Origin of the sequence: Nocardioides sp. J9 (assembly GCF_007829375.1) — a bacterium.
Classification (GTDB): domain Bacteria; phylum Actinomycetota; class Actinomycetes; order Propionibacteriales; family Nocardioidaceae; genus Nocardioides.
The window spans coordinates 1-25,496 of sequence record NZ_VLJQ01000107.1; the positions used below are offsets into that span (position 1 = coordinate 1).

General features: G+C 73.1%; 21 protein-coding genes and 1 pseudogene. 13 read left to right on the top strand and 9 right to left on the bottom strand.

What is annotated here, in order from left to right; translation table 11 throughout:
• From L615_RS18310 to L615_RS18320, 3 genes and pseudogenes are all read left to right on the top strand, one after another.
• Window positions 1–231 (top strand): annotated as a pseudogene (locus L615_RS18310) (hypothetical protein); the annotation flags it as partial.
• 134 nt (window positions 232–365) lie between these two features.
• Window positions 366–3,248, top strand: coding sequence for a helix-turn-helix transcriptional regulator (locus L615_RS18315; protein WP_145726052.1), 2,883 nt, complete (start codon window positions 366–368; stop codon window positions 3,246–3,248).
• Window positions 3,249–3,301: 53 nt separating this feature from the next.
• On the top strand, window positions 3,302–4,813 hold the full coding sequence (locus L615_RS18320) for an NAD(P)/FAD-dependent oxidoreductase (protein WP_145726053.1): 1,512 nt from the start codon (window positions 3,302–3,304) through the stop codon (window positions 4,811–4,813).
• Here L615_RS18320 and L615_RS18325 read toward each other — a convergent pair.
• Window positions 4,771–6,120, bottom strand: a complete 1,350-nt coding sequence (locus L615_RS18325; protein ID WP_051485836.1) for an MFS transporter — start codon at window positions 6,118–6,120, stop codon at window positions 4,771–4,773. The two genes, L615_RS18320 and L615_RS18325, sit on opposite strands and share 43 nt — an antisense overlap.
• A 157-nt stretch (window positions 6,121–6,277) precedes the next feature.
• On the opposite strand from L615_RS18325, the gene L615_RS18330 reads away from it, so the two are divergent.
• Window positions 6,278–7,168 carry a helix-turn-helix transcriptional regulator gene (locus L615_RS18330; protein ID WP_145726054.1) on the top strand — a complete coding sequence of 297 codons (891 nt, stop codon included), beginning with the start codon at window positions 6,278–6,280 and terminating at the stop codon, window positions 7,166–7,168.
• Between the two features lie 21 nt (window positions 7,169–7,189).
• Here L615_RS18330 and zwf read toward each other — a convergent pair whose 3' ends face one another.
• Entirely contained in the window at window positions 7,190–8,638 is a 1,449-nt protein-coding gene (gene zwf, locus L615_RS18335) for a glucose-6-phosphate dehydrogenase (RefSeq protein WP_145726055.1), read from the bottom strand.
• Between the two features lie 239 nt (window positions 8,639–8,877).
• Here zwf and L615_RS18340 point away from each other — a divergent pair, with 239 nt between their 5' ends.
• Window positions 8,878–9,768: an RNA polymerase sigma factor gene (locus tag L615_RS18340; RefSeq protein WP_145726056.1), complete on the top strand. Its 891-nt coding sequence runs from the start codon at window positions 8,878–8,880 to the stop codon at window positions 9,766–9,768.
• Here L615_RS18340 and L615_RS18345 read toward each other — a convergent pair.
• On the bottom strand, window positions 9,756–10,268 hold the full coding sequence (locus L615_RS18345) for a TetR family transcriptional regulator (RefSeq protein WP_028655910.1): 513 nt from the start codon (window positions 10,266–10,268) through the stop codon (window positions 9,756–9,758). The genes L615_RS18340 and L615_RS18345 overlap by 13 nt on opposite strands.
• A 100-nt stretch (window positions 10,269–10,368) precedes the next feature.
• Between L615_RS18345 and L615_RS18350 the strand changes: the two genes are divergently transcribed.
• From L615_RS18350 to bioD, 7 genes are all read left to right on the top strand, one after another.
• Entirely contained in the window at window positions 10,369–10,974 is a 606-nt protein-coding gene (locus L615_RS18350; protein WP_145726057.1) for a biotin transporter BioY, read from the top strand.
• Window positions 10,971–11,681, top strand: coding sequence for an energy-coupling factor ABC transporter ATP-binding protein (locus tag L615_RS18355; protein WP_145726058.1), 711 nt, complete (start codon window positions 10,971–10,973; stop codon window positions 11,679–11,681). Before L615_RS18350 ends, L615_RS18355 begins: the two co-directional genes overlap by 4 nt.
• Window positions 11,682–11,684: 3 nt before the next feature.
• The gene (locus tag L615_RS18360; protein WP_145726059.1) at window positions 11,685–12,296 is read left to right on the top strand and encodes an energy-coupling factor transporter transmembrane protein EcfT; all 612 of its coding nucleotides are present in this window, start codon (window positions 11,685–11,687) and stop codon (window positions 12,294–12,296) included.
• A 94-nt stretch (window positions 12,297–12,390) separates the two neighbouring features.
• Complete coding sequence (bioB, locus tag L615_RS18365; RefSeq protein WP_145726060.1) at window positions 12,391–13,458, top strand: biotin synthase BioB; 1,068 nt, start codon at window positions 12,391–12,393, stop codon at window positions 13,456–13,458.
• A gap of 16 nt (window positions 13,459–13,474) precedes the next feature.
• The gene (locus L615_RS18370) at window positions 13,475–14,791 is read left to right on the top strand and encodes an adenosylmethionine--8-amino-7-oxononanoate transaminase (protein ID WP_145726061.1); all 1,317 of its coding nucleotides are present in this window, start codon (window positions 13,475–13,477) and stop codon (window positions 14,789–14,791) included.
• Window positions 14,788–15,915 (top strand): 8-amino-7-oxononanoate synthase, encoded by a 1,128-nt coding sequence (locus tag L615_RS18375; protein WP_145726062.1) that lies wholly within the window; start codon window positions 14,788–14,790, stop codon window positions 15,913–15,915. Before L615_RS18370 ends, L615_RS18375 begins: the two co-directional genes overlap by 4 nt.
• Entirely contained in the window at window positions 15,912–16,640 is a 729-nt protein-coding gene (gene bioD / locus L615_RS18380; RefSeq protein WP_145726063.1) for a dethiobiotin synthase, read from the top strand. Before L615_RS18375 ends, bioD begins: the two co-directional genes overlap by 4 nt.
• Before the next feature lie 27 nt (window positions 16,641–16,667).
• Here the strand turns inward: bioD and L615_RS18385 are convergent, their stop codons facing one another.
• The 3 genes from L615_RS18385 to L615_RS18395 form a co-directional block, all read right to left on the bottom strand.
• Window positions 16,668–18,677, bottom strand: coding sequence for a hypothetical protein (locus L615_RS18385; RefSeq protein ID WP_145726064.1), 2,010 nt, complete (start codon window positions 18,675–18,677; stop codon window positions 16,668–16,670).
• A 125-nt stretch (window positions 18,678–18,802) separates the two neighbouring features.
• Window positions 18,803–20,227 carry an amidase gene (locus L615_RS18390; RefSeq protein ID WP_145726065.1) on the bottom strand — a complete coding sequence of 475 codons (1,425 nt, stop codon included), beginning with the start codon at window positions 20,225–20,227 and terminating at the stop codon, window positions 18,803–18,805.
• A 22-nt stretch (window positions 20,228–20,249) separates the two neighbouring features.
• Window positions 20,250–20,804 carry an NAD(P)H-dependent oxidoreductase gene (locus L615_RS18395; RefSeq protein WP_145726066.1) on the bottom strand — a complete coding sequence of 185 codons (555 nt, stop codon included), beginning with the start codon at window positions 20,802–20,804 and terminating at the stop codon, window positions 20,250–20,252.
• A gap of 74 nt (window positions 20,805–20,878) precedes the next feature.
• On the opposite strand from L615_RS18395, the gene L615_RS18400 reads away from it, so the two are divergent.
• Window positions 20,879–21,469: a TetR/AcrR family transcriptional regulator gene (locus L615_RS18400; RefSeq protein ID WP_145726067.1), complete on the top strand. Its 591-nt coding sequence runs from the start codon at window positions 20,879–20,881 to the stop codon at window positions 21,467–21,469.
• Between the two features lie 8 nt (window positions 21,470–21,477).
• Here L615_RS18400 and cimA read toward each other — a convergent pair whose 3' ends face one another.
• The 3 genes from cimA to L615_RS18415 are packed head-to-tail and all read right to left on the bottom strand — an operon-like array spanning window position 21,478 to window position 25,218.
• Window positions 21,478–23,085 carry a citramalate synthase gene (gene cimA / locus L615_RS18405; protein ID WP_028655900.1) on the bottom strand — a complete coding sequence of 536 codons (1,608 nt, stop codon included), beginning with the start codon at window positions 23,083–23,085 and terminating at the stop codon, window positions 21,478–21,480.
• 39 nt (window positions 23,086–23,124) lie between these two features.
• Entirely contained in the window at window positions 23,125–24,807 is a 1,683-nt protein-coding gene (locus L615_RS18410; RefSeq protein WP_145726068.1) for a serine/threonine-protein kinase, read from the bottom strand.
• A 9-nt stretch (window positions 24,808–24,816) separates the two neighbouring features.
• Complete coding sequence (locus tag L615_RS18415; protein ID WP_145726069.1) at window positions 24,817–25,218, bottom strand: MmcQ/YjbR family DNA-binding protein; 402 nt, start codon at window positions 25,216–25,218, stop codon at window positions 24,817–24,819.
• Window positions 25,219–25,496 lie beyond the last annotated feature (278 nt).

A 25,496-nucleotide genomic window follows, 5' to 3' on the forward strand; every position in this document is an offset into this window, starting at 1 on the left:
AGCAGCGACAACCTCGCCCCACTCACCCGCACCCACCACCGCATCAAGACCCACGCCGGCTGGCAAGCCCGACAACCCTTCCCCGGGATCACGATCTGGCGCGATCCCCACGGGGCCCACTACCTGGTCGACCCGACCGGCACACGACGCATCACCCCCACCCGGGGCGAGCAGACACCCACGCCCATGGAGATCCACGGCACCCGGCTGCTCCTCGACTGGGCCGCCTGACGGTCCCGGCGCGGGCCACTGGCCACGCTGACACCGGATCCGGGGTCATCCAGCTGATTCCGGGGTTGACAGGGACCCCGGCCACTTCTTCGGTTTCCCGGACGCTGGAGGTCGAGCGCGACTAGGGTGCCCGCGTGGGACGCTCCGGGGATCTCGTGGGCCTGCTCGAGCGCACCACGGAGTCCGCGGCCATCGACGCGCTTCTCGGCTCCGCGGGCGACGGTGCCGGCGGCATCGTGCTGCTGCGCGGTCCCGCCGGTGTCGGGAAGACCGCCCTGCTGCAGGCCGCCCGGGAGGCTGGCCGGAGCCGCGGCATGCTGGTGCTTTCAGCGCGCGGGGCCGACTTCGAGCAGGACTTCGCGTTCGGTACGGCGCGGCAGCTGTTCGGCCGCCTGGTCAACTCGTCCGACCCCGAGACCCGCGCCCGGCTGCTCGCCGGACCCGCGGCGCCGTGCCGCTCCCTCTTCTCCCCGGACGCGTCGCGCGAAGCGTCGGGCGAGGAGTCGCCGGCGGCCGTGGTCGAGGGCATCGCCTGGCTCGTGGACCACCTCTCGTCCGCCCACCCGCACGGCGTGCTGCTGGCGGTGGACGACATCCAGTCCTGCGACCGCGCCAGCCTGCGCGCGCTCGCCCGCCTCGCCCTCGGGCTCGAGGACGTCGGCGTGGTCATCGCCCTCGCCCACCGGCTCGACTCCAACGACCGCAACGAGGACCTGATCAGCTGGCTGGCCGCGGACCCTCGGGCGAAGGTCGTCGAGCCACCGCCGCTGAGCGCAGGGGCGGTCGGCCAGCTGGTGCGCTCGCACCTCGGCAGCACGTCGACCGAGCTCACCGCGGCGTGCCGCGACATCACCGGCGGCAACCCGTTCCTGGTCGGCGAGCTGCTGGCGGCGCTGCGCTCCGAGGGCCTCCCGGCCGACGCGGCGGGCACGATCGACCGGGTCAGGGAGCTCGTCCCGGACGCCGTCCTGCGGTCGGTGACGGCCCGGTTGAGCCGACTCGGGAAGCTGGCGGGGCGGATCGCCCACGCCGTCGCCGTCCTCGGCCCGGACGCCCTCCTCGACGACGTCGCGGCGCTCGCCGGCCTGCCGCCGGGTGATGCCGTCGCGGTGGTGATGACGCTCGTGGACGAGGGCCTCCTCGCCGACGGCGAGACCCTGGCGTTCCGACACCAGCTCCTCGCCGCGGCCGTGGAGCGCGACATGACGCCCGTGCTGCGCACGCAACTGCACAGCGACGCCGCGACGCTGCTGCGCTCCCGCGGCGCTCCCGACGAGCGCGTGGCGGCGCATCTGCTGGCGGTGCCACCCCGCGGGGACGCGGAGGTGGTGGCGGTCCTGCGCCGCGCCGCGGCGGCCGCGATGGGCGCCGGAGGACCGGACGGCGCGGTGCCGCTCCTGCGCCGGGCGCTGCTCGAGGTGCCTGGCGACGACGACCCGGCCGTGGTGCTCGAGCTCGCGCGCGCCGAGGCCGCGGCCGGCGACCCTGCCGCGCGCGACCGGTTGCAGCAGGCCCTCCCCCTCGTGTCGGACCCGCGCGAGCGGATCCAGCTGATGCGGGACCTCACCCGGCTGCAGTTCATGAACGAGCACCACGCCGCAGCAGCCCGCGTCGCCCGCCAGGCCTGGCAGCTCGTCCCGGACGACGACCCGCTCTCCCTCGACCTGCTCGCCGAGTACATCGCCACCGGGGGCTACGGCTCGGGGACCATCGACACCGCGATCCGGAGCGAGACGGAGGAGCTGGCGTCGAGGCTCGCGCAGAAGTACTTCGCCGGCGAGATGCCGCCCAGCCCCGGGCTGGCGGTCCAGGTCGCCAACATGCTCGCCGGCATGCGCGGGCGCCGCGCCGACGTACGGCGCCTGATCGAGACCGCGGTGTCGGACGGACCGCTCGACGCGATTCCGCCCTTCGGCCTCGCCCCGATCTGGGCGACCCTCGCACTGGTGGCGGTGGACTGCCTCGACCTCGCCGGCGACATCGCCACCCGGGCGCGCCCGGCGGCGGAGGCCCGGCGGTCGATCCACGCGCTCGGGACAGCCGCCTTCTCCTCGGCCATCGTGTCCCTGGAGCGGGGCGCCCTCGAGCAGGCCGAGCGCGAGTGCGCCCGCGCCGTCGAGCTGACCCAGTCCGCGGTCCCGGCGACCTTCCCGTGGAGTGCCGGGATCCTCGCCAGCGCCCGGCGGTTGCGCGGTGACCTCGAGGGAGCCCGCCGGGCGATCCAGCTGGGCGAGCGCACCGACCCGGACGGCTACACCTTCGGCATCGTCGTGCACCACCGGTCGCTCCTCGCCCTGGCGGAGGGCGACGACGAGCAGGCGCTGGCCGACGCCTATGCAGCGCGGGACCGGCTCGCGCACTACGGCATCGCCGACTACGCCCTCATGCCCTGGCGGCTCCCGGCCGCCGCAGCGGCCCATCGCCTCGGGCGACAGGACGAGGCGCTCGAGCTCGCGGACCAGGAGCTGGCCCTGGCCCGTCGCGCGGGAGCACCGCGGTCGCTGGCCGCCGCGTTGCTCTGCCGCGCGAGCACCGACCCGGGCGGTCCGGACGAGCTGGACCTCCTCGAGGAGGCGGTCGCCGTCGCGGCGACGTCGGACGCCCTGCTGGCGCGTGCCCAGGCCGCCTACCACTGGGGAGCGGGCCTGCACCGCGCCGGCGCCACCGGGCGTGCGGTCGAGGAGCTGAAGGACGCCCACCGGCTCGCCGTCACCTGCGGCGCCGACCCGCTCGCGGACCAGGTCCGCCGGGCCCTGCGCTCGCTGGGCGTGCGGACGCGCAAGGCTGCCCGGTCGAGCCGGGACGGTGCGCTCAGCCGTTCCGAGCGCCGCAGCGCTGCCCTCGCGGCACTCGGCCACAGCAACCGCGAGATCGCCGCCCGGCTGCACCTCACGATCTCCACGGTGGAGTACCACCTCACCCACGCCTACCGGAAGCTCGACATCACCTCGCGTGCCGAGCTCCCGGGCGCCCTGCGGTCGCTGGGCCTGCTCGACGAGCCCGAGGCCGCCAGCTGACGGCCCCTCACTGACGGCAGCCCCGGGGCCGAGCCCTCGGGTACCGTCCCGGCATGGGGAACAACGTCCACGACGCCGTCATCGTCGGCGCCGGCTTCGGCGGCATGGGTGCCGCGATCCAGCTCCAGCGCCTCGGGTACGACGACCTGGTGATCCTCGAGCGCGAGGACGACCTCGGCGGCACCTGGCACGTCAACCGCTACCCCGGGCTCGCGGTCGACATCCCGAGTGCGACGTACTCCTACTCCTTCGAGCCGAACCCGCACTGGTCGCGGCTGTTCGCTCCCGGTGCGGAGCTCAAGGCCTACGCGGTGCACGTCGCCGAGAAGTACGACCTGCGCCGCCACATGCGCTTCCACACGGTCGTCACCGGTGCGCGCTGGGACGAGGAGACGTCGACCTGGCACGTGGCCGTCGAGGGTGGCGAGACCGTGGTCGGACGGTTCCTGCTGACTGCGACCGGCTTCCTGTCGCAGCCGCGGCTGCCGGACATCGACGGCATCGAGGACTTCGCCGGCACCGTCATGCACACCACCCGCTGGGACGACGACGTCGACCTCGAGGGCAAGCGGATCGGCGTGATCGGCACCGGCGCGACCGCGGTCCAGCTGGTCCCGGAGCTGGCGGCGGTGGCGGACCACCTCACCGTCTACCAGCGCACCCCGATCTGCGTCAGCCCCAAGCTCGACGGCCCGGTGCCGGGCCTGGTGCGGGCGGCGTTCGCGCGGCTGCCGCTGACCCAGAAGGCCGCGCGGCTGGTGGGCACCTCGCTGCTCGAGGTGATGATGGTCGCCGGCGTCCTGCACTTCCGCGACCTGCCGGCGGCCAACCAGCTCGGCAAGCGAGTCTGCGAGGCGCACCTGCGCCGTCAGGTGAAGGACCCGGAGCTGCGGGCGAGGTTGACGCCCGACTACGACTTCGGCTGCAAGCGGCCGACGTTCAGCAACACCTACTACCCCACGTTCACCCGGCCGCACGTCGACCTGGAGACCGCGACGATCGACCACGTCGACACCGACGGGATCGTCACGGTGGACGGGCGCCGGGCGGACCTCGACATCCTCGTCCTGGCGACCGGCTTCAGCCTGTGGGAGACGAACTTCCCGGCGATCCAGGTCGTCGGCCGCGAGGGCCGCGACCTGGGCCGCTGGTGGCGGGAGACCCGGTTCCAGGCCTACGAGGGCATCTCGGTCCCGGGCTTCCCGAACTTCTTCTGCCTCAACAGCCCCTACTCCTACTCCGGGCTGTCCTACTTCACGACCATCGAGACCCAGATGGCGCACCTGGCGCGCCTGCTGACCGCGATGGCCCAGCGTGGTGCCGACGTCGTGGAGGTCACCGAGGAGGCCAACGCCGCTTTCCTCGACCGGATGACCGGCCTCCTCGGCAACTCCGTCTTCAACGCCGGCAGCTGCTCGACCGCCCGCAGCTACTACTTCAACCAGCACGGTGAGGCAGTGCTGCTGCGGCCGACGTCCACGCTGTCGGCGCACCGCGAGGCGGTGCGCTTCCCGCTGGAGGACTACACGTTCGCGGCGACCGGGGTGCCGGCCGGCGCGTCCTGAGCAGCCGAGTCGTCCATGACCCGGTGCCGGGTCTCGGCCATCAGCAGGACGCAGACCACGCTGAGCGCGCCGAACGCGGCGAGCATCCAGCCCACGGCGCCGGTGTTGCCGGCCTCGACGAAGTCGGAGGCCAGGTACGGCGCCGTACCGCCGCCGATGACGCCGGCGAGGTTGTAGGCCATGCCGGCACCGGTGTAGCGGTACTCGGTGCGGAACATCTCCGGCAGCATCGCGCCGGCCGGGCCGTAGGAGACCGCGAAGATCGCCAGGGTGCCGAAGAGGCCGGCCGCGAAGGCCACCGGGGTGCCGATGTCCAGGATCGGGAAGAGCGCGAAGCCCCACGGGATCGCGACGAGGCAGGACGCGAGGACGACCTTGCGGCGGCCGAAGCGGTCGCTGTAGACGGCCGAGAGCGTGATCATGATGCCGAAGACGACGGCGCCGACGACGCCCATGGTGAGCACGGTGGCGCGGGACAGGCCGATGGCCGTGGTGCCGTACGACGTCAGGAAGGCCGTGCCGATGTAGAAGAACGCGAACAGCATGGCCAGGGAGCCACCGCCGAGGAGGATCTCCTTCCACTGGTTCTTCAGCGCCGCGGTGAGCGGGCCCTGCGTGCTGGCGCGGGTCTGCTTCTTCTCGCGGAACATCGGGGTCTCCTCGACCTTCAGCCGCACGTAGAGGCCGATGAGGACGAGCAGCGCGCTGGCCACGAACGGGACGCGCCAGCCCCACTCGACGAACGCCGGGCTGGTCTCGCCGACGAGGCGGTTCACGAGGAGGAAGGTGCCGCTGGACAGGGCGAAGGCGATCGCAGGCCCGAGCTGCGGGAAGGCGGCGTAGAGGCCGCGCTTGTTGGGCGGGGCGTACTCCGCGGCAAGCAGGGTCGCGCCGGCCCACTCGCCACCGACGGCAAGACCCTGGAGGAAGCGCAGGGTCACCAGCAGGATCGGGGCCGCGACACCGATGCTGGCTGCGCTCGGCAGCAGGCCGATCGCGACGGTCGCGGCGCCCATGAGGAGCAGCGTGCTGATCAGGGTGCGCTTGCGGCCGAGCTTGTCACCGAAGTGGCCGAACCCGATCGCGCCCACCGGTCGGGCGATGAACGCGACGGCGAAGGTCGCGAACGAGGCGACGCTCGCCGCCGAGTCGCCGAGGGCCGGGAAGAACACCGTCGGGAACACGAGCGCGGCAGCGGTGCCGTAGATGAAGAAGTCGTAGAACTCGATGGTGGTCCCGGCGCAGCTCGCGAAGGCGACGCGGCGCATCGGGGTGGCCGGAGCCGGTGGGGTCGAACGATCGGTCATGGATCACTCCTCTGGTCGGACGTGGCGAGGAGTGTGAGCCGGGCCACAGGGGTCACGGGCCCCCCGAAGGTGGGGTGGGACACACCCCACCCCCGAAGGGGGGTAGGGGCCCGCGAGGGAATTGCCGGTGTGACCGTGCTCACCTACCGTGGAGGGCATGGCAACCGAGGTCATCCAGGAGGCGCCGTACGACGGCAGCCGGCTCCTGCGCGCTCTCGCGGACTTCCGGGCGGTCGGTCGCAGCGACGTCGCCTTCGGTGGTCCGGTCGTCAACGCGGGCGCCGCGCTCGACATCACCGGCCTCTCCGGCGCGAACACCCGGTCGCTGCAGGGCCTGCGGGTCCGCAGCGGCTACGGCCTCGGCGGCAAGGCGCTGATGATCGGCCGCCCGGTCTCGGTCACCAACTACTACGACGCCCGCGGCATCACCCACCAGTACGACGGCCCGGTCCGCGCCGAGCAGCTCGAGACGGTGACGGCGCTGCCGATCATGGTCGAGCGGGCGCCGCGGATGGTCGTCTACCTCGCCCATCGCACCCAGGTCGTCCTCGGTGACGTCTGGTACGACGCCTTCCTGCCGCTGGTCCGCAAGATCGAGCGGGAGATCGCGGTCGACGACGAGGTGCGCCGCCGCCTGCAGGCCCTCGGCCGGCTCGGCGCCGCACCGGCCGCCCCGGCTCCCCCGCAGGTCCAGCTGACCCGCGCCGACCTGCGCGACATCTCCGACGAGCTCGCCGACCTGGCCAGCCTCGTCGAGAACGACGCGCTCCGCGCCCGCCTCGAGGAGGTGCGCAACCGTGTCGAACAGGGCCGCGCCTCTGAGCGCGTGCCCGCCACCCGCAAGCCGGTGCCGACCGGGCTGGCTGCGCGGGAGGTCGACGTGCTCGCGCAGGTGGCGCTCGGCCAGAGCAACCGCCAGGTCGCCGAGTCCCTCGGCCTGGTCGAGAGCACCGTGAAGTCCTACCTCAAGAACGCGATGCGCAAGCTGCACGCGACCAACCGCGTGCACGCGGTCCGGCTGGCCCGCGAGGCCGGCGTCATCGACTGACCGACCGCACGGGCCGCCCGGTCACCCGCCCAGCGCGTTGGGGTTGCGCCACTGCCGCTCGAAGGGGAGCCGCCACGCGTAGGGCGCGACCAACTGGTGGATCTGGTTCGGCCCCCAGCTGCCCTGGCGGTACGGCCGCACGATCGGCGGGTTGTCGAGCAGCGGCTGGGAGACCTCCCACAGCCGCTCGATGCCCTCGGCCGAGGTGAACAGCGTCTGGTCGCCGCGCGCGGCATCGTAGATGAGCCGCTCGTAGGCCTCCAGCACCGACCCTGCCCACGACGTGTCCGTCATCGAGAACTGCATCGACAGCTTGTCGAGCTTCATCCCCGGCCCCGGCCGCTTGCCGTAGAAGGACAGCGACATCTTCGCCTTGTCGGCCAGGTCGAAGGTGAGGTGGTCGGGGCCGTGGTCGCCGACGCCGGAGTTCTTGGGGAACATCGAGCGCGGCGGCTCCTTGAACGCGATCGAGATGATCCGCGCCCCCTCGGCCATCCGCTTGCCGGTGCGCAGGTAGAACGGCACACCCGCCCAGCGCCAGTTGTCGATGAAGCACTTGAGCGCGATGAAGGTCTCGGTCTCCGACTCCGGTGCGACGCCCTCGATGTCGCGGTAGCCCTGGTACTGCCCGCGCACGACGTTGGCCGGGTCGATCGGCACCATCGAGCGAAAGACCTTGTTCTTCTCCTCGTTGATCGCGTCCGGCGCTAGCGACGTGGGCGGCTCCATCGCGGTGAAGGCGAGCACCTGGAAGAGGTGGGTGACCACCATGTCCTTGTAGGCGCCGGTCGACTCGTAGAAGTCCGCACGCTGCTCGAGGCCGAGCTCCTCGGGCACGTCGATCTGGATGTGGTCGATGTTGTTGCGGTGCCAGATCGGCTCGAAGAGGCCGTTGGCGAACCGGAAGGCGAGGATGTTCTGCGCGGCCTCCTTCCCGAGGAAGTGGTCGATCCGGTAGATCTGCGACTCGTCGAAGGTCTTGTGCAGCTCGTGGTTGAGCGCCTTCGCGGAGGCCAGGTCGACGCCGAACGGCTTCTCCATGATGATCCGGGCGCCGGCAGCGAGGTCGGCCTCGTCGAGCGTCTTCACCACCGACAGCGCCGCCTTCGGCGGCACGCTCAGGTAGTGCAGGCGCACCCGGTCGCCGTCCCACTCCGACTCCGCCTTCTCGACAGCGGCCCGCAGTCCCGAGGCGCCCTCGCCGCCCGGCGCCCAGTGCAGCAGCTTCGAGAACTCCGGCCACGCCGCCATGTCGCCGTCGTCGCCGGAGAACTCCATGACCGCCTCGTGCACGAACTGCACGAAGGACTCGGTCGTGTGGTCGTCGAGCGAGGTTCCGATGATCTGCAGCTCCGGGAGCAGGCCGCTCTCGAAGAGGTGGAGCATGCCGGGGAGCAGCTTGCGCCGCGCCAGGTCCCCCGTCGCGCCGAACAGGACCACGGTCACGGGCTTCTGCTTCTTCGATGCCATGTCGTCCACATTGCCTCCCGGATGTTTCAGGGACAACAACCCTGCCGGACCGGCGCGTCCTGGAAAAGAATCCCGGGTGCGGTGGGAACCCGCGGGGCGCGTCGGACCTCGTCATATGGTCAGGGACGGCTCGGCGTCCTCCACCACCCACGAGGAGGCCCCCATGTCCGCTCGAAACCTCGGCGTCGCAACCAGCATCACCTTCACAGCCGGCTCCTGATGCGGGACGGTTGATCGGGATGGCGGTGGTGCTGGTGGACGACCGGGACGAGGTGCGCGACCTCGCGGGGCTCTACGCCGCGTCGTACCGTCGGCTGGTCGTCCAGATGTTCGCGATCTGCGGCGACCTCGCTGACGCGGAGGACGCCGTGCAGGAGGCCTTCATCACGGCCCTGCGCAAGCGCCGCACGCTCGAGGCCGTGCAGAACCCCGAGGCCTGGATCCGGACGGTGGCGCTCCACCGCCCCCACCGCGGGTGGCGGCACGGTGGCGTCGTACGGCGCCACCAGACCGAGGCCCGGCCGCCTGAGCCGTCGGACGACGTCGGCCCCGAGCACGTCGCCCTGGTGACGGCCCTGGGCCAGCTCGACCCCGGTCAGCGCGAGGCGTGGGGTCGGTACCGCATCGCGCTCGGGGACACCCTTGCCCTCGACGTCAGCGTGCCCGACGACACCTACGCCCACGACGACGGCCTCTTCCTCGCCAACGGCCCCGTCATCCTCAAGACGGAGCTGGCCGGTCCTGGGTACGGCGTCCCCCGGGACCGCTGCGGCACCGGCCCGGTCGTCCCGGTCGGACCGACCGTCGACGACCTCGTCGACGCGATGCGGGAGCAGACGGCGTACTACGCCTCCGAACCGCAGCCGGTATGCATCGGCGGGGCCAGCGGCACCTACCTGGCGATCCAGCTGAGGCCGGCGCCGAGGTGCAAGGGCGACGTGCGGATGCCGGGGACCAACGCAACCACCGTGGCGCTCCCTCCGATGTCGCTCGGGCGCTGGTGGATCCTCGACGTCGACGGCCAGCGCGTCGTCGTCCAGCAGAATTGCACCTGCGGCAACGCACCGATGGACCGGCTGGCCAGGATGCCGCGAGGCATCACCTTCGCGACGACGGGTCAGGACGGGTGACCGGGCGGGTGGTCGAGCCGCTGCCGCAGCCCGTCGAGCACCAGGCCCAGGCCGAGCGCGAAGTCGGCGTCGGTGGCGTCCTCGTGGGCGAGCACGTGGCGCAGCAGGGCGCGGGCACCGACGCGGGCGAGGTCCTCGTCGGCGCCGGCGCGCTCGAGGGCGGAGCGCAGCGGCCGCTCCAGCGGCTCGGCGTCGGCGCGGTGCACCTGCGCGATGAGGGCGGCGCCGTCGCGGTGGCGGCGCATCGCGTCACGCAGCGCCAGGCAGGCCAGGTGCAGCTCGGCGTCCCAGGCCACGATCTCGGCCGGCCGCCGGCCGCGGCGCAGGATCTCGTCGGCGACGGCCTGCAGCAGCGCGTCCTTGCCCGCGAAGTGGTGGTAGAGCGCACCGGGCTGCACCCCGAGGTCGGCGGCCAGCTTGCGCATGGTGAGGCCGTCGATGCCCCGCTCGTCGAGCATGCCGATCGCCCGCTCGACCACGTCCTGCCTGCGGTAGCGCACCTGGCTCCCTCCTCCGGTTTGACCCGATTCTGCCGTCAACGTAACCTGAACACCGTTCAGTAGGCGCGGCCACCGAGCCGCCGCACCCCGGAGAGTGGCCATGACCCGCCGTACCCCCACCACCGACGTCGCGCTCGTCGCCGGCTTCGCCGCCCTGATCGCCGTGTGCGCGATCCTCCCGGACATCAAGACCGGCGTGGGCGTGCCCTACTCGCTGCAGACCCTCGGCGTGCTGCTCGCCGGCGCCGTGCTCGGCCCGGTCCGCGGCTTCCTCGCCGTCGTGCTCTACCTCGTCGCGGGCCTGGTGCTGCCGATCTACTCCGGCGGGGCCTCCGGTGCGGCGCACTACAGCGGCGTCACCGCCGGCTACCTCGTCGCGTTCCCGCTGGCGGCCGCGCTGTGCGGCTACCTCGTGCACCGCAACCGGCAGCGGGCGACGGAGTTCACCCTCGTGTTCACCTGCGGCCTGCTGAGCAGCTTCGTCTTCATCCACACCCTGGGCCCGCTCAACCTCGCCTGGCGCGCGGACCTCTCCATCAAGGAGGCGTTCGTCTACGACACGGCCTACTTCCCCGGCGACATCCTCAAGAACGTCGTGATGGCCCTCGTCGCGACCTCGGTCCACCGCGCCTTCCCGGACCTGGCCGCACGCCGGGCGCGCCGTTCCGAGGAGCAGGAGCAGGAGCAGGCGGCGTCCCCCCGGTGAGCCGGATCCAGCTCGAGCAGGTCGTCGTCCGGGCCGCCACCCCCGGCGGCCCGGTCCCCGAGGTCACCGTCCTGCAGGAGACCACGCTCGACCTGACCGAGCGGCGGATCGCCTTGATCGGCCCCAACGGCTCCGGCAAGTCGACCCTGGCCCGCCTGGTCAACGGCCTGGTCGAGCCGACGTCCGGGCGCGTCGTCGTCGACGGCCTCGACGTGGCCCGCAAGGGCCGTCACGTACGACGGAAGGTCGGCTTCGTCTTCACCGACCCGACCGCGCAGCTGGTCATGCCCACGGTCGTGGAGGACGTGGCGCTCTCGCTGCGCCACCGCGTGAAGGACAGGCAGGAGCGGAACGCTGCGGCGCTGGCGGTGCTGGCGTCCTACGGGCTCGAGGAGCTCGCCGACCGCAGCGTGCACACCCTGTCCGGCGGGCAGCGGCAGCTGCTCGCGCTCGCCGGCGTGCTCGCGACCGACCCGGCGGTCCTGGTCGCCGACGAGCCGACCACGCTGCTGGACCTGCGCAACGCGCGCCGGATCGGCGACCTCCTGCTCAGCCTGGACCAGCAGCTGGTGCTGGCGACCCACGACCTCGACCTGGCCCTGCGCTGCGACCGCGCGCTGCTCGTCGAGGACGGCGCGGTCGTCGCGGACGGGGACCCGGCCGAGGTGGTCGCGACCTACCGGGCGAGCGTCGAGCGGACGGTCTGAGCCGTGGCGTTCAGCCCGATCGGCGACTACCAGCCGGGACGCTCGGTGCTGCACCGGCTCCCGGTCGGCACCAAGCTGCTCGGCCTGGTCGCGCTCAGCGTGGTGGCGGTGGTGTTCCGCGGCCCGGAGACCACCACCGGCCTGCTCGTCCTGGCCGTCGCACTGTGCCTGGTCGCGGGCGTGCGCCTGGGCCGGGCAGCCCGGGCGCTGCGGGGGATCCTGGTCGGCATGATCCTGCTGGCGGCGTACCAGACGTGGCAGCGCGGCGCCGAGCACGCGTTCGTCGTCGTGGGCGCCTTCGTCGCGCTGGTGCTGCTGGCGACGGCCTTCACCACCAGCACGTCGGTCGAGAGGATGATCGACGCGATCACCCGCTGGCTCGGACCGTTCCGCCGCTTCGGCGTGCGCCCCGACCTCGTGGCGCTGGCATTCTCCCTGATGATCCGCGGCATCCCGCTCACCCTGGAGATCGCGGGCGAGACCCGCGACGCCGCGCGGGCGCGCGGGCTGGAGCGCAGCCCGCGCGCCTACCTCACCCCGCTGGTCATCCGCGTGGTCGCCCACGCCCGCGCGACCGGCGACGCGCTGCACGCACGCGGCATCGGCGACGACTGAGCCCCGGACGGATCGTGGCGCCGGCGGACGATCCGGGCTATCCTCGCCACCTGAACACTGTTCAGTTAGCCGCCTCGCCCGCTAGGAGCAGCCCATGACCACCACCGACTTCGACGCCCTCGCGACCCACATCCTCGAGGGCGGGCAGGCGAGCGAGGACGAGGCGCTGGCCGTGCTCCGCGCCCCCGACGCCGAGCTGATGTTTCTCGTCGCGGCGGCCGGCCGGCTGCGCCGCGCGCACTTCGGCAACACGGTCAAGGTCAACTACCTGGTCAACCTCAAGTCCGGCCTGTGCCCGGAGAACTGCAACTACTGCAGCCAGGCGATCGGGTCGCAGGCGCCGATCCTCAAGTACTCGTGGCTGTCGAAGGACGAGGCGCTGCGCCAGGCCGGCGCCGGCCTCCACGGCGGTGCCAGCCGGGTCTGCATGGTCTCCTCCGGCCGCGGCCCCTCCGACCGCGACATCGACAAGGTCGTGGAGATGACCGAGGCGATCAAGGAGGAGTACGACGGCGTCGAGGTCTGCGCCTGCCTCGGGCTGCTCGAGGACGGGCAGGCCGAGCGGCTCAGGGCGGCCGGCGTCGACGCCTACAACCACAACATCAACACCGCCGAGTCGAACCACGACAACATCGTCCAGACGCACACCTACGACGACCGTGTCGACACCATCGGCAAGGCGAAGTCGGCCGGCCTCTCCGCCTGCTCCGGCCTGATCGCCGGGCTCGGCGAGACCGACGAACAGCTCGTCGAGGCACTCTTCGCGCTCAAGGCACTCGACGCGGACTCGATCCCGGTCAACTTCCTGATGCCCTTCGACGGCACGCCGTACGAGGACACCTGGGAGCTCTCCCCCACCCGCTGCGTGAAGATCCTCGCGATGGCGCGCTTCGTGTGCCCCGACAAGGAGATCCGCATCGCCGGCGGCCGGGAGATGCACCTGCGCAGCCTGCAGGCCACCGCGCTGCACGTCGCGAACTCGATCTTCCTCGGCGACTACCTCACCTCCGAGGGCCAGGACGCCCGCGCCGACCTGGAGATGCTGCGCGACAACGGCTTCGTCATCCTCGGCGCGGAGACCGCCTTCGAGGACGGCAGCCTCGACCTCGGCCCCGCCATCCGTCGCCGCGGCGCGGGCACGCAGGTCCCGGCGAACGCCTGAACCACCGGCCCGTCCCGTGCCCGCCGCCCCCACCGACGCCCCCACCGACGCCGCCACCGAGCTGCTGGCGTTCGACCGCGAGCACCTGTGGCACCCCTACACGTCGATGACGGAGCCCACCCCGGTCCGCCTCGTGACCGATGCCTGCGGCGCGCAGCTCACCCTCGGCGGCCCGTACGACGGCCGCGAGGTCGTCGACGGCATGTCGTCGTGGTGGTCGGCGATCCACGGCTACCGCCACCCGGTCCTCGACGCCGCGCTCGCCGAGCAGGCCGCGTCGTTCTCGCACGTCATGTTCGGCGGGCTGACCCACGCCCCGGCCGTCGAGCTGGGCCGCCGGCTGGTCTCGATCACGCCGGAGCCGCTGCAGCGGGTCTTCCTCGCCGACTCGGGCTCGGTGGCGGTCGAGGTCGCGATGAAGATGGTGCTGCAGCACCAGCGCGGCGCCGGCCGCCCCGACCGCACCCGGATGTTGACCGTCCTGGGCGGCTACCACGGCGACACGTTCGACTGCATGAGCGTCACCGACCCGGTCGGCGGCATGCACGCGATGTGGCGCGGCCTGCTGCCCGAGCAGGTCTTCGCGCCGCGACCGCCGGGCGCCGGCGCGGGCGCGGCCGAGGTCGGGGCGTGGGCGCGCACCGTCCGCCGCATCGCCGACCGGCACCACGACGAGCTCGCGGGGATCATCGTCGAGCCGCTGCTGCAGGGCGCCGGCGGGATGTGGCCGTGGCCGGTCGCTTGCCTGCAGGTGCTGCGCGACGTGGCCGACGAGCACGGCCTGCTCCTGGTGCTCGACGAGATCGCCACCGGCTTCGGGCGCACCGGCCCGCTCTTCGCCAGCGAGCTCGTCGTCCCCGACCTGCTCTGCGTCGGCAAGGCGCTGACCGGTGGCTACCTCACCCTCGCGGCCGTGCTCACGACCGACGAGGTCGCGCGCGGGATCTCCGCCAGTGAGGCGGGCGTGGTCATGCACGGCCCGACGTTCATGGGCAACCCCCTGGCGTGCGCCGTCGCGAGCGCCTCGATCGACCTGCTGCTCGGCCAGGACTGGGCGGGCACCGTCGAGCGGATCGGCGCCCGGTTGCGGTCGGGGCTCGAGCCGCTGCGCGGCACCCCCGGCGTGGCCGACGTGCGCAGCATCGGCGCGGTCGGCGTCGTCCAGCTGGACCGGGAGGTGGACGTGGTGGCGGCCACCGAGGCGGCGATCGAGGCGGGCGTGTGGTTGCGGCCCTTCCGCGACCTCGTCTACGCGATGCCGCCCTACGTCATTGCGGACGACGAGCTGGACAGGCTCGTCGCAGGGATAGGAGCGGCGGTGCGTGCGGGATGAGCAGGTGGCTGGACTGGCTGGCCGACGAGGCGGCGCGACGCGAGGAGGCCGGGCTCACCCGGCGGCTGCGCGAGCGTCCGGCCGACGACGCGACGACCGACCTCGCCGGAAACGACTACCTCGGGCTCGCCCGCGACCCCGCCGTCCGGCAGGCCGCGGCGGACGCCGCACTGCGGTGGGGCGGCGGTGCCAGCGCGTCGCGGCTGGTGACCGGCACGCTGTCCCTGCACGGCGAGCTCGAGCGGGAGCTCGCCGACTACCTCGGCCAGCCGGCGGCCCTCGTGCTGTCCACCGGCTACCACGCCAACCTCGCCCTGGTGACCGCGCTGGCGGACCGCACGACGCGGGTCCTGTCCGACGCGCACGTCCACGCCTCCCTCGTCGACGCGGTGCGGCTCTCCCGGGCGCGCCTCACGGTGGTGCCGCACAGCGACGTCGGCGCGGTCCGCGCCGGCCTCGTCGAGGCCGCGTCCGCCGGCGAGCGGGCGCTGGTGCTCGTGGAGTCGGTCTACTCCGTGCTGGGCGACGCCGCTCCGCTGGTCGAGCTCGCCGACCTCTGCGAGCGGTACGACGCCCTGCTGGTCGTCGACGAGGCGCACGGCCTCGGCGTGCACGGCCCCGGCCTGGTCGCCGCGCTGGGCCTGGCGGGACGTCCGCACGTCGTCGTCACCGCGACCCTGTCGAAGTCGCTCGGCAGCCAGGGCGGTGCCGTGCTCGGCCCGGCCGCGTTGCGCGAGCACCTGGTCAACCGGGCCCGGCCGTTCATCTTCGACACCGGCCTGGCGCCGGCGCCGACCGCGGCGGCGCTGGCCGCACTGCGCGAGGTCCGCCGCCGACCGGAGCTGGGCGCGACGGTGCGGTCCCGGGTCGCCGCCCTCGCCGAAGCGCTCGGCGTCGTCGCGCCCGCCGGGGCCGTGCTGTCGGTGCCGATGTCCTCGCCCCGCGCCGCCGTGGCCGCCCAGGCCGCCGCCCTCGACGCCGGCCTGCGGGTCGGCTGCTTCCGCCCGCCGTCGGTGCCGGACAGGACCTCGCGGCTGCGAGTCACCGTCACCGCGGGCGTGCCCGACGACGTCTGGACGCGCGCCGTCGACACCCTCGTCGCCCTCGTGAAGGAGCACCAGTGACGCGCGTCGTGGTCGTCACCGGCACCGACACCGGCGTCGGCAAGACGATCGCCACCGCCACGCTCGCGGCCCGCGCGGCCGCCGACGGCGAGCGGGTGCTCGTCGTCAAGCCGGTGCAGACGGGCATCGGCGGCCCGGACCCGGACGTGCCCGACGTCGAGGTGGTGCGCCGCCTGGCCGGGGTCGACGCGGTGCAGCTCGTCGGGCTGGACGAGCCGCTGGCGCCGGACACCGCCGCCCGCCGCCAGCAGGTGCGCATCCCGACCGTGCGCGAGCACGTGGTCAGGATCCGGGAGCTCGTCGCCGAGGGGCAGCACGACCTCGTGGTCGTCGAGGGTGCGGGCGGCCTGCTGGTCCGCCTCGACGCCGAGGGCGGCACCCTGCTCGACGTCGCCCGCGACCTCACCTTCGCGCTGCGCCGCCGCGGCGCGGACGGGGTCGTGTCGTCACCGGTCGAGGTCGTCGTGGTCGCCGGCGCCGGGCTGGGCACCCTCAACCACACCGAGCTCACCGTGACCGCACTGCGCGCGGTCCAGGTCGAGCCGGCCGGGCTGGTCATCGGCGCGTGGCCCGCCGATCCCGGGGTGGCCGAGACGTGCAACCGCACCGACCTCACCCGGCTCACCGGGGTGCCGCTCGTCGGCGTCATCCCCGCCGGCGCCGGCGAGCTGGCCCCCGCCGAGTTCGCCGCCCGGGCCCGGGCCTGGTGGCCCGGACCCGGGTGACGGTCCCCGGTCGCGCGGTGGCAGACGTCAGCCGTTCTGCTTGCCCTTGCCCTTCCCGGTCCCGACGAGGCGGAACTCGTAGGGGGCGTCGAGCACGGTGAGGTCACCGGACGGCTGGTTGGTGATGATCACCGTGATGGTGTCCTTGCCGCGCAGGCACTGGGTGTCGAAGCCGGTCTGGTGGATCTGGTCGCCCTCGAACCGGTAGACGTGCAGCCCGCCGTCGACGATCTCCCCGGCGCTGGTACGCCCCGGGGTCAGGTCGCAGCCGGACACGACCTGCGCGGTCCAGTTGTTGTCCTGGGTGGCCGTGGTGTCGAGCCAGGTCGTCGAGCTGACCCCGACGGCCGCCCCGTCGACGGCAACCGAGTCGACGAACCAGCCGGTGTCGAGGTACGCAGCGTCGGTCGAGTAGCGGAACCGGACGTCCGTCGTACCGGCCGGGAGCGCCGCTTCCGCTTCGAGGTAGGTCGGCTCGTCGACGAAGTAGGCGCCACCGGAGGTCCCGGTGATGCCGTTGCCCTCGGTGTTGTTGCCGTGCGGGTCGTCGTCGGTCGTGATGGTCGCGCCGCCCGAGGTCACCGGGACGGTCTGCCACTCGCCGCCGACCAGGGCCTCCACGAAGCCGTAGTCCCAGCCCTCCTCGATGAAGTACCAGGTCCAGAACGACAGCGTGTCGCCACCGGCGTAGTCCACGTCGAGGACGTGGTCCGACTGGCTCTCGTAGCCGCCCCACCAGTGCGTGTCGCCCTCGTGCGGGACGACCTGGGTGCTCGGCGTGCCGGTGAGGTCGAGGGTGAAGTTCGGGCCCGGGTTGCGGAAGGTCTCGTACGAGAGGCCGAACGGGATCGCCGTCTGGTCCGGGACGTTGCCCTTGCGGACCCACTTCTGCGGGTTCATGTTGCCCTGGTACTGGCCGCGGCCGTCGTAGAAGACCTCGTTGCCCCAGTCGATGGTCAGCCCGCCGAGCTCGGTCTGCATGTCGATCGCCTTGACGTCGAAGAGGTCACTGCCCTCCACGTCGGCGTCGATGGCGACCGCCCAGTTGTTGTAGACCTCCATGAAGTCCGGGACGTCACCACCGGTCTGGGCGTTGAACGCGTCGATCGCCGCCTGCACGCCCTCGACGCCGTTGGCCTGCTCCTCGAAGATCATCTTGATCAGCAGGTCGCCGCCCGCGCCGTCGTACTCCAGGTCGGGCGTGTAGGTGCCGTCACCGTTGCCGCCCGCCTGCTCCCAGAGGTACTGGAAGAAGGTGTACGCCGCGCCGTAGTTCTCCAGGCCACCGCCCCACCGCGTCAGCGACGTCTCGCGGTGGAACACCTGGTGGTAGTAGGTGTGCGCGGTGTTCGTGCCGTAGTCGTTGAGGAAGATCGCCATGTCGGCGAGGCCCTCGTCGACCCAGGACAGCTCGCCCGGGTCGGAGTAGTTCATCAGCAGGTGCTCGACCTCGTGGGCGACCGTGCCCTGGTACTGCTCGAGGCGGAGCGACCGCTGGAAGGAGTCGACGGTCACCACGTTGATGCCGTAGGTGTCGAGCAGGTCGGGCGCGAAGTAGCCGGCCGTGTAGGTCGTCTCGGCGCAGTCGTAGAAGGACTCGTCGGGCACGTTGCAGGCCAGCAGCACGAACGGGGCGTCGCTGCCGATCGGGCCGAAGTGAGCCTCGTCGACGGAGATGATCGACTCGATGGACTCGCCCATGGCGGCGATCTGCTCGGGCGTGATGACGTGCTCGTCGCCGTCGGTGCACGGCGTGAACTCGTCGTCGGGGTGCGGGTCCCAGCCCTGGGAGATGCCGGGGACGGGGTTGTCGGCCGTGGCGGACGCCGAGTCCTGCCAGCCGACCGGCGCGTAGATGTAGACGTCGCGACCCGAGGCAGTGGTCGCCTCGAAGGCCTTGTCGAAGTCGAGGTCGAAGTTGCCTCCGGCCGCCGAGTCGTTGAGCGTGAGGGTGATGGTCTGGTCCCCGACGGTCCACGCGGACGCCGGGCTGGGGAGGCCGACGAGCAGGCCGGCCGTGAGGAGTGCGGCACCCAAGCCGCCGAGACTGCGAAGACGCACGGTGAGTTCCCTTCCTGGGGTGGCCTTCGCACGCCAGACCCGGCAGCGGGGCGAGCGCCAGAGTCCCCTGCGAAAATGCCTCGGAACCGTGGGTCTTCCGGTCACCACAGCGGCGGGCGGCGGTCCTTCCACGGCACAGCGGCCTCCACCTGCGCCGCCAGCGAGAGGAGCAGCTCCTCCGCGGCCGGGCGCGCGGCGAGCATCATGCCGATCGGGAGCCCCTCGCTGGACTGGTGCAGCGGCAGCGAGATCGCCGGCATGCCGGTGACGTTCCACGCCGAGGTGAAGGGGGTGAACCTCTTCTGCGCCTCGAAGTCGGCGGCCGGGTCCGCGTCGTCGCGGATCGCACCGACCGGCAGCGGAAGCGTGGCCAGCGTCGGGGTGAGCACGGCGTCGTACGGCGCCAGCGCGACCAGCGCCTGCGCCGCGAGCCGACGGAGCTGGCCGATGGCGAGCCCGAACTCGGGTCCTGAGACGGCGGCACCGCGCTCCCCCAGCCAGCGGGTCAGGGGCCGCAGCAGCGCCTGCTGCTCCGGGGTCAGGGTCACCGTCGAGAGCGCGGTGAGCACGGCCCAGCAGGTCTCGAAGACCGGCACCGCATCGGCGGGGATCGGCACCGGGATGCCCTCGACCTGGTGGCCCAGCGAGGTGAGCAGGGCCGCGGTGTCGTCGTACGCGCGGCGGACCTCGGGGTGCAGCTCCACGTCGGCGATGACCGGCTGCTCGAAGCAGCCGATGCGCAGCCGACCCGGCTCGCGGCCGGTCGCCTCGAGGAAGGTGCCGGCGGGCTCGGGCGCCCAGCTCGGGTCACCGGCCCGGCGCCCGGCCAGGACGTCGAGCAGGGCGGCCGCGTCGGCGACCGTGCGCGCGATCGACCCGGACGTGGCGAGGCCGACGGGGTCGCCGTACATCGGGAAGCCGCTGATCCGGCCGCGGGTCGGCTTGAGCCCGACCAGCCCGCAGCAGGCGGCAGGGATCCGGATCGAGCCCCCGCCGTCGGACCCGTGGGCCACCGGCACCAGGCCGGCGGCGACGGCGGCGGCGGCACCACCGGAGGACCCGCCGGCCATCCGGGTGGTGTCCCACGGCGTGACGGCCGGCGGACGGCCCTCCGGCTCGGTGTAGCAGGGCGAGCCGAACTCCGGCGTGCTGGTCTTGCCGAGGCTGACCAGCCCGGCCTCCTCGATCGCCAGCGTGACCGCGTCGGAGACCTCCGGCACGTAGCCGGCGAACGCCGGGGAGCCGAACGCGGTGGGCACCCCGCGGGTCAGGTTGAGGTCCTTGATCGCCGTCGGCACGCCGGCCAGCGGCGAGGCACCCTCCCCGACCGGGCCGACGGCGGCGACCTCGTGGGCACGGCGCCGGGCGGCATCGGGGTCGAGGAAGGCGAACGCGCCGTCGACGTACTCCCTGGGGAGACGCGCGGCGCGTTCGAGGTAGTGGTCGGTGAGCTCGACGGGGCTGATCACGCCGGAGCGGATCAGGGCTCCCTGCTCGAGGGCGGTCAGGTCGTGGAGTTCGGCCACGACCTGACCGTAGCCCCTCGGCTCAGGCGGCGGAGACCGCGGGGGCGGCCTCGACGAGGGTGTTCAGCGCCGAGAGCAGCTTCGCGCGGACCTCGGGGTCGGTGGTGGGGTCGACGTCGACGGCGGACTGGGAGACGGTGACGTCCTCGACCACGAACGCACCGGCGATGCCGGCCGATCGCGCGGTGTCGCCGTGGGCCCACTTGCCGCCGTACGGCGTGGGCGTGGCACCGATGACGCCGAACGGCTTGCCGACGACGGCGCCGGCGCCGTACGGGCGGGAGAGCCAGTCGATCGCGTTGTTGAGCACGGCCGGCATGGTGCCGTTGTACTCCGGGGTGACCGCGAGCACGCGGTCCGCGGTGGCGACGCGCTCGCGGAGGGCGGCCGCAGCGGCCGGGGCGTTCTCACCGTCGATGTCCTCGTTGTAGAACGGGACCTGGTCGAGCCCGTCGACAATGTCGAGCGTGACGCCCTCGGGCGCCTCGTCGCGGAGGATCTCGGCGATCTTGCGGTTCACGGAGTCGGCGCGGAGGCTGCCGACGAGCACGGCGATGCGGGTGTTGGTGCTGGTCATGCCGGGCTAAACGGACCGTGGTCCGCTTTCATTCCACGTTCTTCCGCCTTTTTTCCGCCTAGGGTGGGCGGACCATGACCAAGGAGCTCCCGCTGCTCGACGCGGCCCCCCACGAGCGCCGGGACGCCGCGCGCAACCGGCGGGCGCTGCTGGACGCCGCCGCGGCGCTGATGCGCGACGGCTGCGGGGTCGAGGCGATCACCATGGACGCCGTCGCCGCCCACGCCGGCGTGGGCAAGGGCACCGTCTTCCGCCGGTTCGGGAGCCGCGAGGGGCTGATGGCCTCCCTGCTCGACCACCGGGAGGCGGAGTGGCAGGCGGCCGTGATCAGCGGTCCCCCGCCGCTCGGCCCCGGCGCGGAGCCGATGGACCGCCTGCTGGCCTTCGGCCGCGCCCGGATCCGCCTGCACCTCGAGCAGGGTGCGCTCATCGAGGCGGCCGGCCGGACGTGGGGCGAGAACCACGCGGTCGTGGGCTTCGCCACCATGCACGTGCGGCTGCTGCTCCAGCAGCTCGGCGTGGGCGGCAACCTGCCCTACCTCGCCACCGCCCTCATCGCCCCGCTGAGCCTGCCGTTCCTGCGCCAGCAGGTCGAGCACCTCGGCATGACCGAGGAGCAGGTCCACCACGCGTGGACCGAGCTGGTCCACCGCGTCGTGGGGTGAGTCCCTGCTCAGTCGACGTGGTGCTTGAGGAGGCCGTAGGTCAGCCCGTCCATCAGGGCCTCCCACGAGGCCTCGATGACGTTGGCGCCGACGCCGACGGTGACCCACGACGACTCACCGTCGCTGGTCTCGATGAGCACCCGCGTGATCGCGTCGGTGCCGTGGCCCTGGTCGAGGATGCGGACCTTGAAGTCGATCAGCTCGAACTTCGCGATCTCCGGGAACGCCTGGCCGATCGCGGTGCGCAGCGCCTGGTCGAGCGCGTTGACCGGGCCGTTGCCCTCGCCGGTGACGACGTAGCGGACGTCGGCGGCCTTGAGCTTCACGGTCGCCTCGGAGACCGCCTCCTCCCCCGGACGGGCGTGGGTGAGGGTCTCGGTGATGACGCGCCAGCTCTCGACCTCGAAGTACGACGGCCGGTGGCCCTCGGCCTCCTCGATGAGCAGCAGCTCGAAGGACGCGTCGGCGGCCTCGAAGGTGTAGCCGCGCGACTCCATCTCCTTGACCCGCGCAGTCACCCGGTTGACGACCTCGGGGGTGCCGGAGAGGTCGAAGCCGAGCTCCTTGCCCTTGAGCTCGATCGAGGCACGGCCGGCCATCTCGGAGACCAGGAGCCGCATGTCGTTGCCGACGGCCGCCGGGTCCATGTGCTGGTAGAGGTCGGGGTCGACCTTGATCGCGCTGGCGTGCAGGCCGGCCTTGTGCGCGAAAGCGCTGGTGCCGACGTAGGGCTGCCGCGCCGAGGGCGGGACGTTGGTGACCTCGGCGACCGCGTGCGCGATCCGCGTGGCCTCGGTGAGCAGGCCCGGCGGCAGCACCTGGCGGTCCAGCTTGAGCTCGAGGTTGGCGACGACGTTGACGAGGTCGGCGTTGCCGGTGCGCTCGCCGTAGCCGTTGATGCAGCCCTGCACGTGGGTCGCGCCGGCATCGACGGCGGCGAGGGTGTTCGCCACGGCCAGGCCTGTGTCGTTGTGGCAGTGGATGCCCACGCGGACCTGGGCGGTCTCGATGACGTCGGCGACGACGTCGGCGACCCAGCCCGGCAACATGCCGCCATTGGTGTCGCACAGCGCGATGACGTCGGCGCCGGCGTCGTACGCCGTCCGGAGCACCTCCAGGGCATAGCTGCGGTCGAGGCGGTAGCCGTCGAAGAAGTGCTCGGCGTCGAGGAACACCTGCTGCCCCTCGGCGCGCAGGTGGCTGACGGTGTCGCGGACCATCGCGAGGTTCTCCTCGAGCGTGGTCCGCAGCGCCTTCTCGACGTGGCCGACGTGCGACTTCGCGACGAGGGTGACGACGCTGGCCCCGCTGTCGCGCAGGGCGGCGACGAGCGGGTCGTCGGCGGCCTGCACGCCGGCGCGGCGGGTCGCGCCGAAGGCCGCGAGGCGGGCGTGCTTGAGGTCGAGCTCCTCGGCCGCGCGGCGGAAGAACTCGGTGTCCTTGGGGTTGGCGCCGGGCCAGCCGCCCTCGATGTAGCCGACGCCGAGGCCGTCGAGGTGGCGCGCGATGGCGAGCTTGTCGGCAACGGTCGGGTTGAGGCCCTCCTGCTGCATGCCGTCACGCAGGGTCGTGTCGTAGACGTGGAAGGCGCCGTGGAGGTCGAGCTGCTCGTTCATCGCGCCTGCAAGTCTGTCACGTCTGCGGGCCGGTCCGGCTCACAGTCCGAAAGGCCCGCTCTCCCACGGCGTCCAGCTCACGCCGTTGCCGGCGACCAGCACCCCGAGCAGCGCCGCGACGGCGAGCAGCCCGGCACAGGTGAACAGCCACGGCAGGGTGCTGCGGCAGGTCGGGTGGAGGACCCGCGACACCGGCGAGCGGAAGCGGCTCGAGCCCGGCCCCGACCACAGCGCGACGCCGAGGGTCGCGCCGCTGGCCATCAGGGTGCTCGGGACGTCGAGCGCGAGGGCGTAGCAGATCAGCCCGGCGGCGAGGCCGAGGCCGGCGCTCCACGTGACCAGCACGACCGTGCCGGTGATCGCGCGCAGGAAGTGCCACGGGCTGGTGACCAGCCAGCGCAGACCGTCGTACCACTTCGCGCCGCGGACGCTGCGGCGCAGCGCGACGGCGGAGGTGGCCAGCGACCCGGCGCGCAGCAGCCAGACCGCCAGCACGACGGTGAGGCAGGCGACCCACGGCGCCGCGGCGAACCCGGCGCCGAGCGCGACGGCACCCGCACCGACACCCACCCAGCGGCGGATCCGCTCGGGCAGCGGCGGCTGGGCGACGGGCGCGAAGGGTGCGTCCGGGTCGTAGCCGTTGGCCTCGTCCCACTCCTGCTCCATCCGCTGCACCGCGTCGACCGGCGGGGGCGGGACCGGGCTGACTGGGCCGACCGGGCCGGCCGGGCCGGCAGGCAGGGTCGGGCCGGCCGGCAGGGTCGGCGGCGTGGCCAGCGGCGTCGCGGGAGGCGGCGGGGGCGGCGGCGCGTCGTGACCGGCCAGCGCCAGCGGCAGGGTGAAGTCGTCGTCGACCGGCGCCGGGCCGTCGTCGAAGAGCACGCCCGGCGGCGGGACGGGCGGGAGCTCCGGGCGGGTGCTCAGCGGCCGCAGCCAGGCGAGCAGCTCCTCGAGCAGCGGTCGCTCGAGCGGGTCCGGGTGCAGCCCGGCCGCGAGCACGTCGGCCAGCGGCTTCTCGATCCCGGAGAGGTCGTGCTGGCCGCGCCGGGTGCGGTCCATGATCGCCATCGCCGGCCCGCGGCCGTACGGCGCCCGCCCGGTCGCGGCGTAGGCCACCGTCGCCGCCCACGCGTGCACGTCGGCGGCGGGAGTCGCCTCGTCGCCGTACAGGATCTCGGGCGCGAGGTAGCCCGGAGTCCCGAGCAGCCAGCCGGTCTGGGTGATCCGCACGTCGTCGGCCACCCGGGCCAGCCCGAAGTCGATGAGGATGGGCGTGCGCCCCTCCATCAGCACGTTGCCCGGCTTCACGTCGCGGTGCAGGACGCCGACCGCGTGCACCGCGGCCAGGCCCTCTGCGAGGCAGCCGGCCAGCCAGTGGAGGTCCGGCCCGTCGACCGGTCCCTCCGTCGCGACGTGCTCGTGCAGCGAGAGGCCGGGCACGTAGCGGGTGACGACGTAGGGCACCTCCGCCCACGGGTCGGCCGCGAGCATCTCCGCCACCCACGGGCTGCGCACCCGGGTCAGCGAGCTGACCTCGCGGGCCAGCCGCTCGCGCGCCTCCCGGTCGCCGACGACCTGGGGCCGCAGCACCTTGAGCGCCACGCGCCGCCCGTCGGAGCCGCGCGCGAGGTGGACGATGCCCATGCCGCCCTCGCCCAGGCGGGTGAGCAGGGTGTAGTCCCCCACCCGCGCCGGGGCGCTGCTCTCGGGTCGCGTCGTCACGACTGGAGGCTACCGCCGGGCATCGAGCTCTGCGACGAGGCGCCTCGGCGCGACGCGCCGGTACGACGCGTCGACCAGCTCCGCGACCTCCTCCCAGTCGACGTCCGGCGCGGCCAGGTCGAGCGCCCGGGCGCCGGACGGCCCGTAGTAGGCCGGCACGAAGAACCGCTCGTCCGCGTCCAGCGCCGGCAGGTCCACCTCGTCGGGCGTGAAGATCAGCGCGCACGGCACCATCCGGTGCTCCCCCGGCCGCACCTTCTCGCTGCCGCCGAACACCGCGAAGATCTTCCCCGCCCGGAACGTCGGCCGCCCGTGGCTCACCTTCTCCTCCGCCCCCGGCAGTGCGAGGCAGATCTCCCGCAGCCGCGCCAGCCCGGGGTCGTCGTCGCTGAACATGATCGGGTGTGCCACGGGGCCAGTAGACCACTCGGTGCGGACGTCTTCGAAAGTCTCGGTTGCGTAGGTGGTGCGGGTTGATCTCCGCAGGCTGCGGCGGCGTAGCCGGCACAGCTGCGAAAGGCAGCGACGAGGAGGCTGGGCGGGTGGTTGGATCCGGCGGTCGGCTTGCGGTGGCGTAGGCAACGCAGCTCCCGGTGGTTGAGGTGCGAGGCGCCCCAGCGCCGAACCTCGAAACCAGTGGCCCCGGTGCGCCGGACTGTGCGCGTCACAGCCCGCCACGCAGGCCCGGA

Coding starts and splice junctions, on each gene's coding strand:
- L615_RS18320 (WP_145726053.1), top strand. CDS start 3,302: ATGGGGAACAACGTCCACGACGCCGTCATCGTCGGCGCCGGCTTCGGC.
- L615_RS18325 (WP_051485836.1), bottom strand. CDS start 6,120: ATGACCGATCGTTCGACCCCACCGGCTCCGGCCACCCCGATGCGCCGC.
- L615_RS18330 (WP_145726054.1), top strand. CDS start 6,278: ATGGCAACCGAGGTCATCCAGGAGGCGCCGTACGACGGCAGCCGGCTC.
- zwf (WP_145726055.1), bottom strand. CDS start 8,638: ATGGCATCGAAGAAGCAGAAGCCCGTGACCGTGGTCCTGTTCGGCGCG.
- L615_RS18340 (WP_145726056.1), top strand. CDS start 8,878: ATGGCGGTGGTGCTGGTGGACGACCGGGACGAGGTGCGCGACCTCGCG.
- L615_RS18350 (WP_145726057.1), top strand. CDS start 10,369: ATGACCCGCCGTACCCCCACCACCGACGTCGCGCTCGTCGCCGGCTTC.
- bioB (WP_145726060.1), top strand. CDS start 12,391: ATGACCACCACCGACTTCGACGCCCTCGCGACCCACATCCTCGAGGGC.
- L615_RS18375 (WP_145726062.1), top strand. CDS start 14,788: ATGAGCAGGTGGCTGGACTGGCTGGCCGACGAGGCGGCGCGACGCGAG.
- L615_RS18395 (WP_145726066.1), bottom strand. CDS start 20,804: ATGACCAGCACCAACACCCGCATCGCCGTGCTCGTCGGCAGCCTCCGC.
- L615_RS18400 (WP_145726067.1), top strand. CDS start 20,879: ATGACCAAGGAGCTCCCGCTGCTCGACGCGGCCCCCCACGAGCGCCGG.
- cimA (WP_028655900.1), bottom strand. CDS start 23,085: ATGAACGAGCAGCTCGACCTCCACGGCGCCTTCCACGTCTACGACACG.